Source organism: Vibrio gallaecicus (assembly GCF_024347495.1).
In the GTDB taxonomy this organism is placed as follows: Bacteria; Pseudomonadota; Gammaproteobacteria; order Enterobacterales; family Vibrionaceae; genus Vibrio; species Vibrio gallaecicus.
In genome coordinates this window covers 44,204-57,746 of the sequence record NZ_AP025490.1, presented here as the reverse complement: position 1 = coordinate 57,746, position 13,543 = coordinate 44,204, and the positions used below count along the sequence as shown (strand labels likewise).

Annotated in this window: 8 protein-coding genes and 5 tRNA genes; 2 read left to right on the top strand and 11 right to left on the bottom strand. The window is 41.9% G+C overall.

What is annotated here, in order from left to right; all coding sequences use genetic code 11:
* The first annotated feature begins 101 nt into the window (after positions 1-101).
* Positions 102-2,435, top strand: coding sequence for a hypothetical protein (locus tag OCU78_RS00255; protein ID WP_137373890.1), 2,334 nt, complete (start codon positions 102-104; stop codon positions 2,433-2,435).
* A gap of 97 nt (positions 2,436-2,532) precedes the next feature.
* Here the strand turns inward: OCU78_RS00255 and OCU78_RS00250 are convergent, their stop codons facing one another.
* The 10 genes from OCU78_RS00250 to OCU78_RS00205 all read right to left on the bottom strand — a co-directional run bounded on the left by OCU78_RS00250 (position 2,533) and on the right by OCU78_RS00205 (position 10,586).
* Positions 2,533-3,525: an SPOR domain-containing protein gene (locus OCU78_RS00250; protein WP_373367628.1), complete on the bottom strand. Its 993-nt coding sequence runs from the start codon at positions 3,523-3,525 to the stop codon at positions 2,533-2,535.
* Positions 3,526-3,719: 194 nt separating this feature from the next.
* Entirely contained in the window at positions 3,720-4,658 is a 939-nt protein-coding gene (locus tag OCU78_RS00245) for an ABC transporter permease (RefSeq protein ID WP_137373888.1), read from the bottom strand.
* A 2-nt stretch (positions 4,659-4,660) separates the two neighbouring features.
* The gene (locus tag OCU78_RS00240; protein WP_137373887.1) at positions 4,661-5,638 is read right to left on the bottom strand and encodes an ABC transporter permease; all 978 of its coding nucleotides are present in this window, start codon (positions 5,636-5,638) and stop codon (positions 4,661-4,663) included.
* Positions 5,639-5,819: 181 nt separating this feature from the next.
* A complete protein-coding gene (locus tag OCU78_RS00235) occupies positions 5,820-7,373 on the bottom strand; it encodes an ABC transporter substrate-binding protein (RefSeq protein ID WP_137373886.1) in 1,554 nt (517 codons plus the stop codon).
* A gap of 103 nt (positions 7,374-7,476) precedes the next feature.
* Complete coding sequence (locus OCU78_RS00230) at positions 7,477-9,204, bottom strand: dipeptide ABC transporter ATP-binding protein (protein ID WP_137373885.1); 1,728 nt, start codon at positions 9,202-9,204, stop codon at positions 7,477-7,479.
* A 774-nt stretch (positions 9,205-9,978) separates the two neighbouring features.
* Positions 9,979-10,055: transfer RNA gene (locus OCU78_RS00225), tRNA-Pro, on the bottom strand.
* A 54-nt stretch (positions 10,056-10,109) separates the two neighbouring features.
* Positions 10,110-10,185: transfer RNA gene (locus OCU78_RS00220), tRNA-His, on the bottom strand.
* Positions 10,186-10,230: 45 nt separating this feature from the next.
* Positions 10,231-10,307, bottom strand: a tRNA-Pro gene (locus OCU78_RS00215).
* A 76-nt stretch (positions 10,308-10,383) separates the two neighbouring features.
* Positions 10,384-10,459, bottom strand: a tRNA-His gene (locus tag OCU78_RS00210).
* A 50-nt stretch (positions 10,460-10,509) separates the two neighbouring features.
* Positions 10,510-10,586, bottom strand: a tRNA-Arg gene (locus tag OCU78_RS00205).
* A 297-nt stretch (positions 10,587-10,883) separates the two neighbouring features.
* Here OCU78_RS00205 and OCU78_RS00200 point away from each other — a divergent pair.
* Complete coding sequence (locus OCU78_RS00200; protein WP_137374121.1) at positions 10,884-11,297, top strand: c-type cytochrome; 414 nt, start codon at positions 10,884-10,886, stop codon at positions 11,295-11,297.
* A gap of 97 nt (positions 11,298-11,394) precedes the next feature.
* On the opposite strand, the gene rep is transcribed toward OCU78_RS00200, so the two are convergent.
* Entirely contained in the window at positions 11,395-13,413 is a 2,019-nt protein-coding gene (rep, locus tag OCU78_RS00195) for a DNA helicase Rep (RefSeq protein WP_137373884.1), read from the bottom strand.
* Between the last annotated feature and the right edge of the window lie 130 nt (positions 13,414-13,543).

Here is a 13,543-nt window from a genome sequence, read left to right as displayed (position 1 = left end):
GTGCATTGAATTTATTAAATTCACCTGTTAAAACATCGCCAAGATAAATGGATGTTAACTCAAAATAACAATGAGTTTATAAACTCAAATAAAGGTATCTCATGAAAAAGGTTAGTTTATTAACAGCGTCAGTGGCTTTAGCGTTAACAGGTTGTGGTGGCGGTTCTGATGGTGGTTCAGGCACTCCAACTCCAGGTGGCGTAATCATTACAGGCTTTGATGGCTACTTTAATCAAGCGGTCGTTTTTGACGATAAAAACAACAATGGTGTTCTAGACATTGGCTCTGACGTTATTTTCGGTCTTACCAACGACCAAGGTCAAATTGAGATATCTGGCGACGTTTCAGGTGCACTAGCACTTCAAACATTAACACCTGGTGGCACAGTACAAACTGCACTAGTTAATCACGATAGCAGCAAATACGCAGGTAAATACACAATCGATATGGATCACCCAGCTCAAGCAATGGCTCATGAGCTTGTGTTCCGTGCACCAACTTCATCAGAAGTTATTTCACCAATTACTGATTTAGTTGCAATCGAAATGGCTAAAGGTACTGAAGCAGTGCCTGTTACTGAAGAAGAAGCGGTAGCGATTGTTAGCACTGCTCTAGGTGGTACAGAAGAAGCGCCTATCGACCCTTACTCAGATTTCGTTTCAGGTGCTGATGCAAATGCTGAACTACACAAAACAGCACAAATCCTAACGGAATCGAAAGCGGCTAACCCAGCTACTTATGTAGAAAAGTCCGATCAATTTGCAAAAGAAGCCGATGCGATTGTTGATACGCTAACTCCTGAAGAACTAGCAAACAACGATTTAAAACCTGTTATTGAAGATAACGCGGCTCCTGGTGAAGATCTTGACCCTGTTGTTGTAACCAACAATAAGCTGGTTGTAACTGCAAACGTTTTAGAAACAGAGCAAGGTAAAATCCCAACACTAGAAGAGAATGGTAGCTCATCAAATATCGTTCTTGATATTGCAGGCTTATTTGTTGATAAAGACCAGACTCTAATCACGCCAACTCTAACTCACAACATCCCTGCAGAAAGCGGTATTGCTGTGACTCTCAATGGCGACACATTAACTCTAGTTGCATCAGATTACATTGGTGCTTCTGGTGAGTTTACAGTGACTTTAACGGCAGAAGATAAGAACTCAACTCCAGAAGTAGTTGGCTCTGCGATCGCGACGTTCAAGGTTAAAATTGAAGCTGCGAATTCAATCCCTACTGTTGACTACACTGAATATGACGTTTTACAAGCTGAAATCAACAACTGGCAGCTAGAGGTGGGTGTTCCATTCGAGCAAACCATCAATATTGAAAACCTATTCACTGACAAAGATGGGGACATTGTTTCTTACCGCACTGGTGACATGACAATTCCAGGTTTAACTGTATCGCCACAAGAAGGTACAAACCCAATCATCACCGTTTCAGGTACACCTACAAAAGCAACAGCAGCCGGCGCTTCAGAAGCGTTCATGGTTGGTGGTGTTGATAACGAAGGCGCTGCAGCTTACCAAGAAATGTTAATGCCTAGCGTAGCAGAAGGTGCCTTACCAGAACCTGATCTTCACCCTCTTGAAGGTAAGACTTGGTACATGCTAGAGCACGGCAGTTCAAACGGTGAAAGCGAGCAAAACTACGCAAGCATCTGGTGTGATTCGATTAAGTTTGAAAATGGCATCGTTCTAGGTAATGTAAGAAGCATCGCGAATAAGACAACATGTTCTGCAGCTGATACTCAAACTGAAAACGCAACTTATGACGTTATCGACGGTAAGCTTTTTGCAACATTTGAATTTGTAGAAGATGGTCAAAACCTAGTTGAAACCTTCCAAGTAGAAGTGTTTGAAGACGCTGATGATATTTCTAGCGGTGCTAAAACTATCATTCACCGCATGAAAGACGCTACAGAAGATTCAGCAGAACGTTACACATACTTCAGCAACAAAGCAGACATCGAAAAGCGTATCAATGTGACTTCTGAAATGGGTCCCGATGCACGTTATTTCGCTGCTTACTTACCAGCAGAACAAGATCTAACGTATAACTTAGGTACTATTGGTTTGGCGTTGAATGAAAATTCTAACCCGAATGACAGTAACGCAATGGATGCAGGTTTATCCTTTGATGTTCCAAATAATGATTTTACCTGTGCGACTATTAATGAGTTTTTCTCAGGCTTTTACTTCACTGGTGAAGATATCGGTAGAATTAAATCTGAAGAATTCAATGGCTCTGCGATTGAGTGCTACACAAATGAAGAAAACGGCGTCAACTATGCGTCTGTTGACTTTGACTTACCAGCACTAACTGTTAACAACGTATACAGCATTATTGGTAAGGTAAAAGACAGCAATGGCGAATACCTAGAAGCTGTTAAGTTCAACATTGAATGGACAGGTACAGGTAACAACGAATAATTCGTTCAATAAACTGATTTAATAATGTAATACCTATAAAAAACCCCGCAATTGCGGGGTTTTCTTTTATCTGAAGGAATTACTAAATGATTAAAGCTTATTTCACACACAGCACATTCAATAATGATGAACCTTTCAATTGAGTGATATTACCATTGGTAAATAAACCTTTTTTCAACAAGCCCCAATAAGGTAAATGCATTGGCCAGTCTTCTTTTTCCATGACTTTCGATTCAAGTAGCCTCTGCCATTGCTCTTCCGTAGCCAGGCCCATTCCCAGTTCATAACACACTAATTTAGCACCATCATAATCTAAACGGCTCCACGGCTTACCTTGCTCCATATAGAACTGGTGTTCGTTATCGTTTAAGTAAGGGACTGAGTATGTTTTACCTGAGATATTGGTTTGCAGGCGAATTTGAACATTGATGTTTCCATCACCCTGTTTAGGCATTTGGGCCTTAAGTGTCGGTGTAGCAGAGATAGAAGCAACTGAGTTGGCAGCTTTAGGTTCTACTTTAGGTTTCATTGCCTCTTTCGAGTCTGTATACACTTTAGGAGAAGCTGTAGCCGTTACTACTGGTGCTTTTACCTTAGGCTTTGCTGATGATTTAGGCTGAGCTTGAGATTTTTTAGGAGCGGATTTATCAACCATTCGGATAAATGCTTCTTCATAACCTTCAACTTTACGAACACCCATTAACTCTTTTTTTGCATCAGAATAGGTTTGATACGGACCAATTAAACAGCGAAAACCTTTTGCTTCAGGTTTCATCCATACATTGGTCGAAATATTCTTATAGATAGGTTTGGCTTTTTCTAATGATAATGGTTTCGCCAACAAACCACACTGCACCCAAAATAAGTCATTTTGAGTATGCCCTTTAGGCTCAGAGCTTCCCCACAAACCTTTACCAATTGGACAAGCTTGTTCTAATACTGGCAGTTGGTTTTCACTTGCTTGAGTAGCATCACATAAAAAAGACTCTGCGTTCGCTTGGCTTGAAAGCAACATTGCAAAAGCGAACACGCCAAAGTGATAGTGTTTTCTAAACCCACATTCTATCGCTGCTGTAGTTGTCATCTTTATTCCCATCACTCTGAACCTTCAAGAGTTAAATTATTATCGATGGAGTGTCGATAAAAAATGAATTCCATTTTCTCGTCACAACTCTATTTACTATAAACTAATAAGTACTATTAACTTATAAGCAAAAAAAGAGCCGTAATTGCTTACGACTCTTAGTTTAGTGAGTTTTTTGATTAAAAATCAATTGGATCTGATCACCCTTTATAAATTTTAGGGTTAAATACGTCACGTAACCAGTCACCAAGTAGGTTGATGACCAGAACTAACGTTACCAGTAGCACACCAGGGAAAGCTGTGATCCACCATGCTCCAGAGAAAATGTAGTTAAATCCAGTACTGATTAACGCACCCAACGAAGGTTGATCAACAGGTAAACCTAAACCAAGGAAAGAAAGTGCCGCTTCCGACATAATGGCATTTGCCACTTGTACCGTAGAGATAACCAAGATAGGCGATAGACAATTAGGCAAGATATGACGGAACATAATTCGTGGAGCTTTGAAGCCCATCACTCGCGCAGCTTCCACATACTCTTTTTTCTTTTCAGCTAATACTGATGCTCGAATAGTACGTGCATATTGTGGCCATTCTGCCACACCTATGATCACCACCAGCATGACAACTGCATATTGAGCGTAAAAATCACTACCAAAACTCGCTTTGAATATGGCAGAAACAATGATCGCTACCATCATAGTCGAGAATGAAAGTTGAACGTCAGCAAAACGCATCAAGAAGCTATCAATACGACCACCGAAGTAACCCGCAGATAAACCAATGATAATACCTAGCGTTAACTGTAAGCCTACCGCTAAGAAACCAATCGTCAGAGATAAACGAGAGCCATAAAGCATAGTCGATAAAATATCACGACCTTGTTCATCAGTGCCTAAAAGAAAACGTTCTTCACCATCTTCCATCCACGACGGTGGAAGTTCAGAGTCCATAATATCAATAGACGTCACGTCATATGGATCCGTTGGTGCTACAAGAGGAGCTGCTAAAGCCATCACCAAAAAGACGGAAAAAATAGCAAAGCTCACCATCGCGACTTTATCACGTAAGAAATAGTACAGAATATCTGACTGCTTGAATCGCTCCCAGCGAGATGGCACTGTCGATGTTTGTTCCATGATTATGCTCCTTTCCCTGTGATGTTCACTGTTGGGTTAATTACGCCGTAAAGTAAATCAACAATGGTGTTAGTCACAACGAAAATCAGACCAACAAAAATAACGTATGCCGTGATAAGTGGGGTATCCACACGGTTTATTGCTTCAAGGAAAAGGAAGCCAGTACCTGGCCACTGGAAAACGGTTTCAGTAAGAATGGTGTATGCGACCATAGTACCAATTTGAACACCACCAACTGTCAATACAGGTAGCATGGTATTTTTTAAAGCGTGCTGGTAATAAATTTTATTTAACGCTAGGCCTTTTGCCTTGCCGAATTTGATGTATTCCGAGCTCAACACTTCCAACATTTCAGAACGTACAAGACGAATAAATAAAGGCAGCATGATTGAAGCTAAAGCAATACTTGGAAGCACTAGATGCGCTAAGCCATCTAGCGTTAAGAAGCCAGATTCCCAACCAAACCAGTTTGCAGTTTCACCTCGACCAAAAGAGGGTAACCAGCCTAATTCAATAGAGAATACATACATCAACATAATTGCCGTTAAGAATACTGGTACCGAAATACCTACACTACTACCGGCCATGATTAATTTAGTAAAAAAGCTTTTAGGGTGAATTGCGGAGTAAACACCTAAAGGAATAGACAAACAAACGATAATAATCGAAGCACCTAGTACAAGCTCAAGCGTTGCGACTAATTTGTCTAAGATTACATCCACAGCGGGACGTTTGAAGAAGTACGAAGTACCAAGATCACCCTGTATAGCAGCGCCTACAAAGCGAGTGTATTTTGTAACGAAGGGATCATTTAAGCCGAGTTCATCACGCAGTGCTTGACGCTCTGCCTCTGAAACAGATTGACCGACTAACTCACGTAACGGGTCGCCCAGGTTATCCTGAATGGCAAACGCCACCAAACTGATCACAAACATCACTATCAGTGCCTGAAACAGGCGCTTGACCAGAAACGTAACCATTCCTTGCCCCTTTTCTATCCATGATAATCCAACAAAACAACATAGTTGGATTCAATATTTCAGTCTTAAAAAAGGTATCTAGCCAGACTGAAAGGAAGACTAAATACCGAAACTTAATGATTTACTTATTAAAGTAATTAGAGAGCCTGAACCGACAGGCTCTCTATTCTAGCAAGCTAGATTATTTTACAACTAGGTCGCCGAAGTAAGGCATAACCATAGGGTTTACAACGTCTGCAGCACCTACGTTAGACTTTGCGCCCCACGCTTCACTTTGCCAATGTAGCGGTACGAATACAGCGTCGTTGTAAAGTGTAGCTTCAACACCTTTCAGCATTTTCGCACGCTTAGCTGGGTCAGTTTCAACGTTAGATGCTTCTACAATCGCATCCATTTCTGGATTTGAGTAACCAGAACAGTTGTATTGACCACGACCCGTTTCTTCGTTACGAGTCATTGTTAAGAACTCATTGAAGTTCGCTGAATCTTCAGTATCTGCGTGCCAACCAATCATCATCATATCAGCAGAACATAGGTCAAATTCAGGCCAGTATTGCGCTTTAGGCATCGTCTTAAGATCAACTTTGATACCAATCTTAGACAACATTGAAGCAGAAGCTTGTGCTACTTTCGCATCGTTCACGTAACGGTTGTTTGGCGCAGCCATTGTTAATGTAAAGCCTTTCTCATAGCCCGCTTCTTTCATCAGCTTCTTAGCTGCTTTAAGATCGTAGCGTGGCACTAGCTCTTCATTATGACCAGCGTAACCTGTTGGACTTTGTTGACCAGCAGCCGTTGCGAAGCCCTTCATGATCTTCTTAACAATACCTTCATTGTTAATTGCATGAACGATAGCTTGACGAACACGTACATCTTTAAGTGCTTCGTTACTATTTTGGTTCATTTGGAACGTAATGATACGAGTACCAGGCAGAGTCACTAGATCAATGTTTTTCGCTTTCTTAACACGTTTGTGATCGTTTGGCGCAACAGGGTGAATCATATCTACATCGCCAGAAAGTAGAGCAGCAACACGAGTCGCGTCTTCTTTAATTGGCACAAGTGTTAGCTTGTCTACGTTACCTTCAGTTTCTGTATCCCAGTAATCACCGAAACGCTCAAATGTCACCTTAACGCCTTGTTCACGTTGAGTCACAATGAATGGACCAGTACCAGATACGTTCGTAGATGCGAATGAATTACCGTGTTTTACAAGTTCAGACTTGTCTGCACCAGCCGCTGTTTTACCCGAGTAAAACTTGCTGTCCATTGGGAAAATGTACGTTGCTGTTTGCAATACAAGTGGGTAAGCCGCTTTTGATACTAGCTCAACCGTATAGTCATCCACTTTTACCATTTTTTCGTATGGAGAGAAGATTGACTTAAAGTCTGGAGAAGCTTGTAGACGTTCAAAAGTCCACACAACATCATCAGCTGTTAGTTCATTACCAGAGTGAAATTTAACACCCTGACGTAGATTGAAGCGGAACGTAGTGTCATCAACACGTTCCCAGCTTGATGCTAGGCGGCCTTCAAAGTCCATTTCTTGTGTGAAACGTACTAGAGGGTCAAACACCATGTGAGACATTTGCAGTGTGCCACCAGATAGCTGCTCGTGCGGGTCAAGTGATACTGGGTCAGCTGCGTAGCCAACGGTAATATCTGCTGCTGCTGCACTAAAACTTAGGCCAGCTGCCATCAAAGCTACTGCTAATTTGCTTTTCATGGTTTTCATTGCATAACTCCTTCATGCGGGAATCCAGATCCCTAGTTGTTGTATTTGCGTCTGTTATTGTTTTTCAAGTACAGCCTTGTACTTCTTGACCGCTTGAAACTTTTTATATTGCGGCTTTCGCCACTGCTTTTTCTTCTCGTAAGCCTGTAAATTCAGGCATCAAAGAAATCAGGTGTTGACTGTATTCATGCTGTGGTGAGTTGAATAACTGCTCAGTAGGGGCTACTTCCAGTAACGTCCCCATTTGCATCACACCAACACGATCACACATCTGACGAATAACCGGTAAGTCATGGCTGATAAACAACATGGTGAGATTTAGTTCGTCTTGTAGATCTTTTAATAAGTTAAGAATTTGCGCTTGTACTGATACATCCAACGCCGATGTTGGCTCATCACAAATCAATAAACGAGGACGTGTAGCCAAAGCACGAGCGATAGAAATACGCTGACGCTGACCACCAGAAAATTCGTGCGGATATTTCACACCAGCCATCACTCCAAGACCTACGTGCTCCAACAGATCATGAACAATCTGACGAGTTTCATTCTCGTTACGAGTCAGCTTATGGAAGCGAATTGGCTCTGCGACAATATCAAAAATCTTCATACGTGGATTCATTGACGTGTACGGGTTTTGGAATACCATCTGCATTTGGCGGCGCATCGGACGACGCTCTTTTTCAGATTTCAGCCCAGTAAGGTCAATACCTTCGAAGGTTACCTTGCCTGAGTTAGGTGCATATAAACCAGCAATAACACGTGCGATGGTGGATTTACCTGAACCAGACTCGCCAACTAAACCAAAAGTTTCACCTTCATGCACTTCAAAACTCACGTTGTTTGACGCCTGAACGTACTCACGACGACTCTCAAAGAAAGAGTCCTTGGTGGTAAAGCGTAAGTTTACGTTTTCAACATTCAGTAGTGGGCCAGTGTAGTCACGGTGGTCCTGACTTTGACCTAACCAGTGGTTTTTCACATCAAGAGGTTCCATCTCATGCGCTTCTTCGATGTAGCTCACAAGAGGGAAACGATCGAGTTTACGATCTGAACGGGGAACCGCTGAAATTAAGCTGTGTGTGTACGGGTGCTCAGGAGTACCCAATACTTGCTTAGTTGGACCAAATTCAACTAAATCACCACGGTACATAACCGCAACACGGTCAGTCACGTTAGAGACAACACCCATGTCGTGCGTTACCAACATGCAGCCTACGTTTTTCTTAATACATAGATCACGGATCAAACCGAGAATTTGGTCTTGAATCGATACATCTAGAGCCGTGGTTGGTTCATCAGCAATGATCAAATCCGGCTCGCCGGCTAGCGCAATCGCAATAACGACTCGCTGACGCATACCACCAGAGAATTGGTGCGGATACTGCTTTAGACGGTTTTCTGGTTGTGGGATACCCACTTGGTTCATTAAATCTAATGAACGTTGATAAGCTTCAGCGTCCGATACCTTCATATTGGCATGGATCGTTTCTTTTAATTGCTGCTCAACGGTGAATAGTGGGTTAAGCGACGTCATTGGGTCTTGGAAGATAAATCCAATTTTAGAGCCACGTACTTTCCGCATTTGTTCAGGAGATAGCCCTGATACTTTTTCACCATCAAGGAAAACTTCACCACTCGCGATGCGACCAGGAGGGCTTAATAAATCAATAACAGCGTTACCAACTGTCGATTTACCCGCTCCAGACTCGCCAACAACGCCGACAATCTCTCCACGTTCAATATTGAACGACAACGATTTAACGGCGGCATGAACTCCATGACGAGATGGGTATTCGATTCGAAGGTTTTTAACTTCTAAAAGTGACATTACCAGACCTCTACTGCTATGGCAGCTTTCTGCCCTGTCTGCAAAATTGAATCCATTCATATCAGAATATTGTTCTGATATTTTATACGGCAAACAATTTGGCAAATAATTCACACAAAAGCAACAAAATTAGGATAAAAAGTCGATATTCGACGATTTGAAAGCAAAAGCTACGCATAACTATTCAAAAGACAAACATATAATATAATTTTAGAACGACATTCCATATGCAACAAAGACTAAAGCTCAAACTATAACTGAGGCTAAACAAGTCAAATCATCGGGAAATATAAATCAGCCATCACCATTCCAATAATAAATATTCACTAACCTAAAATTTAACACAACGGAAACATCAACCACTAAACAAACACCATACGAACATAAAAACCATAAACTTGAGATTAAGCAGTTATTAAATTCATAAATATAGGTAAAAATCGGCATTTTAATTCACAGATGATTTCATGCAATAAACACCCACAATAGAGACTAGTAGGAAATGGCGATCGCGTTGAGGTATTTATCTAAAGTGTGAAATTAATCATTGGAAAGAAGAAAGAAGGAAGAAGGAATTATCAAGGAAACGAGTTGGATCTTGAAATAAATATTTGTCTCTAGAAATGAAAAAAGCCTCGTCATTTCTGACGAGGCTTCTGTAAGTGATCGGTTAAGAGACATTCTTTGAACATCAGGCGAACCCCGCTTGGGTTCCAATCTAGTGATCTATAGATGAAAAAAAAGCTCATCATTTCTGATGAGCTTTCTTAAAAGTGGTCGGTGAAGAGGGATTCGAACCCCCGACCCTCTGGTCCCAAACCAGATGCGCTACCAAGCTGCGCTATTCACCGAGATGTTTCGTTTGATTTATCAAACAGGGAACTTAAAAAAGTTACCAAAATTAATGGGGTGGCTAACGAGATTCGAACTCGCGACCACCGGAATCACAATCCAGGGCTCTACCAACTGAGCTATAGCCACCACTAATTTTTTATATAACCGCTTTAAAAGCGATTATTGAAATAGTGGTCGGTGAAGAGGGATTCGAACCCCCGACCCTCTGGTCCCAAACCAGATGCGCTACCAAGCTGCGCTATTCACCGACTAATTTTGTATTAACTCTTGGGATAGTGAGTCAACACTGGAAGCCTAAGCTACCGATATTTTGTAAAGAAAGAATGGGGTGGCTAACGAGATTCGAACTCGCGACCACCGGAATCACAATCCAGGGCTCTACCAACTGAGCTATAGCCACCATTATTTCTTTTGTTGCCAATTTCTCACTTATCGAAATAAGTAACCGGATGGCGCGCCTGAAAGGATTCGAACCTTCGACCTTTGGCTCCGGAGGCCAACGCTCTATCCAGCTGAGCTACAGGCGCATGCCCTGTCGGCGGAGTGGAATAATACGTATATCACCCTATGTCGTCTAGTACTTTTTTTACTTTTTTTATCGTTTGGTCTATTTTTCAACAGTTAATATGTGATAAACCCCTAGTTTGAGCGTGACAAAGCGCTGAAGCGTATAAGTTGTTGTTTATTGCAACAACTTATCAGGATATAATCACCCATTATTTACATTGATTTAACAGCAGCTCATGCGCAGTTGGATCAAGATGCCGCTATAACACTATAAATTGGTAAGCATGTACTTACCTTGGGAATGTAAAGTGAGTTTAATGGATATGTCTCGTCGAATTTTAACCGTTGTCATCGCAGCTTTAACTTTTTCTACTGCAGCTATGGCTTCAAACTTGAGCCAAGCTGAGCAAGATGCAATTGCTGAACGCATCAAACCAGTAGGTCAGGTCTATTTAGTTGGTAGTGAGCCTGTTAAGGCAGAGCCTACAGGCCCTAGAGATGGTGCAACGGTATACGGAACGTTCTGTATTGCTTGTCACTCTTCTGGAGTAAGCGGAGCACCTAAAACAGGTGACGCTGCAGACTGGGCTCCTCGTATTGCTCAAGGTAAAGACATCCTAAAAGACCATGCGATCAACGGCTTTAATGCAATGCCTGCTAAAGGTTCTTGTATGGATTGTTCAGATGACGAAATCGTAGATGCTATTGAGCATATGATTGCGGGTCTGTAATCCAATAAGCAAACCGCTTCTAACATAAACAGAAAAGGTGACCACAAGGTCACCTTTTTAGTATTTCACTTTTCAGCAGCACAACAGGATAAGCGCCTTACTTCTTGTTAAACATCGCCCTTATATTAGCAATATGCGCCTGCCCTTTTTCCATACGCTCTTCTGCAGTTTGCGGCTTCTTCATATTTTCCCACTCTACATCCTCAAAAGGCAGCTCATCTAAAAAACGGCTCTGCGTAGGCTTGATTAGCTCACCATATTGTCGACGCTCACGGCATTTAGTAAATGTCAGCTCTTTTTGAGCTCGAGTAATACCGACATACATAAGGCGACGTTCTTCTTCTACATTGCCTTCATCCACACTCGTTTGATGAGGTAAAATACCTTCTTCCGCCCCCATTAAATAAACATAAGGGAACTCTAGACCTTTAGAGGCATGCAGTGTCATTAATTGAACCTGATCAGAATCTTCATCATCTTCACCGCGCTCCATCATGTCCCGCAGGGTTAAGCGCTGAACCACTTCTCTTAATGTTTTCTCTTCTTTATCGTAATTGTCACCCTCTAAATCAGCGACAATCCAGCTATATAGATCCGACACGTTTTTCATTCGCATCTCAGCCGCTTTCGGGCTAGCTGAAGTTTCATATAACCAGTCTTCATAGTTGATGTCTCGAACCAAAGAGCGTACTGCATCAACAGTATTGCCGCGTTCAGCATTATCGGATATACGAACAATCCAATCAGTAAAGCGGCGCAGATTTTCTAACCCTCGACCAGTCAGTGTTTGTTCCAATCCCATTTCAAAGCTGGCTTCAAATAAGCTTTTACCACGCATATTGGCGTAACTGCCCAACTTCTCTAACGTAACAGGGCCAATCTCGCGACGCGGGGTGTTCACAATACGTAGGAAGGCATTGTCATCATCCGGATTCACCAATACTCTCAGGTAAGCCATGATGTCTTTAATCTCAGCACGAGCAAAAAATGAAGTACCACCGGAGATTTTGTAAGGAACCCTATTTTGCATTAAGGCCTTTTCAATCAAACGGGATTGATGATTTCCACGGTAAAGCACGGCATAAGCCTTGTAATCCGTTCGATTTAAGAACTTATGTGCGATGATTTCACCGGTAATACGTTCGGCTTCGTGCTCTTCATTCTTGGCGTTAAGTACTTTGAGTTTTTCGCCATCCGGGATCTCAGAGAACAGTGACTTTTCATAAACGTGCGGGTTATTAGCGATCAAGATATTCGCAGCTCGTAAGATCCTGCTGGTTGAACGGTAGTTTTGTTCTAGCTTGATCAATCGAAGATTTGGGTAATCCTCACCGAGTAACACTAAGTTTTGAGGCTTTGCGCCACGCCAGGAGTAAATGGATTGATCATCATCGCCTACTACCGTCAAGCGACCACGCTCTCCCACAAGTAAACGAACCAGTTCATATTGGCTTGTGTTGGTATCTTGGTATTCATCAACCAGCAAATAGCGAATACGTGACTGCCAACGTTCACGTACTTCCTGATTTGTTTTCAGCAGTAATACAGGCATCGCGATCAGATCATCAAAATCTAGAGCATTATAAGCTTTCATCTGTTTTTGATACATCTCAAAGCAAAATGCGAACAACTGTTCTTGTTCACCTTGAGCACGTGCTTTCGCCTGATCTGGCGTCAACATGTCATTTTTCCAGTTAGAGATGGTGCTCATTAATGCGCGAAGCAGATCTTTATCGCCATCAATTTGTGTTTCAGTCAGTTCTTTCAATAGTGCTAACTGATCTTGGTCATCAAACAATGAGAAGCCAGCTTTCAACCCAAGTGCCTTGTACTCTTTTCGAATAATGGTTAAGCCCATTGTATGAAAGGTAGACACTATCAAACCTTTAGCTTCATTTTTGCCAAGAGTTTGCCCTACCCGCTCTTTCATTTCGCGAGCGGCTTTATTGGTAAAGGTTACCGCGGCTATATTTCGAGCTTTATACCCACACTGCTGAACCAAGTAAGCTATTTTATTAGTGATTACACGTGTTTTACCTGAGCCAGCGCCCGCTAGAACGAGGCAGGGACCAGAAACGTATTTCACGGCTTCATCTTGTCTTGGATTCAGTTTCATTGAGTTCTCAACATAATTTAACGAGGTCTTATTGGGTACATTCCTATAATAATGCTGCAACACAGGGAATGCTATGTTCTCTTTTACAAGTTTTTTACGAATATTATGAAAAACTATGTTGCATGAATGT

Excerpts from the sequence above, each read along its gene's own strand:
- OCU78_RS00255 (WP_137373890.1), top strand. The coding sequence starts at position 102 with ATGAAAAAGGTTAGTTTATTAACAGCGTCAGTGGCTTTAGCGTTAACA.
- OCU78_RS00245 (WP_137373888.1), bottom strand. The coding sequence starts at position 4,658 with ATGGAACAAACATCGACAGTGCCATCTCGCTGGGAGCGATTCAAGCAG.
- OCU78_RS00240 (WP_137373887.1), bottom strand. The coding sequence starts at position 5,638 with ATGGTTACGTTTCTGGTCAAGCGCCTGTTTCAGGCACTGATAGTGATG.
- OCU78_RS00235 (WP_137373886.1), bottom strand. The coding sequence starts at position 7,373 with ATGAAAACCATGAAAAGCAAATTAGCAGTAGCTTTGATGGCAGCTGGC.
- OCU78_RS00230 (WP_137373885.1), bottom strand. The coding sequence starts at position 9,204 with ATGTCACTTTTAGAAGTTAAAAACCTTCGAATCGAATACCCATCTCGT.
- OCU78_RS00200 (WP_137374121.1), top strand. The coding sequence starts at position 10,884 with ATGGATATGTCTCGTCGAATTTTAACCGTTGTCATCGCAGCTTTAACT.
- rep (WP_137373884.1), bottom strand. The coding sequence starts at position 13,413 with ATGAAACTGAATCCAAGACAAGATGAAGCCGTGAAATACGTTTCTGGT.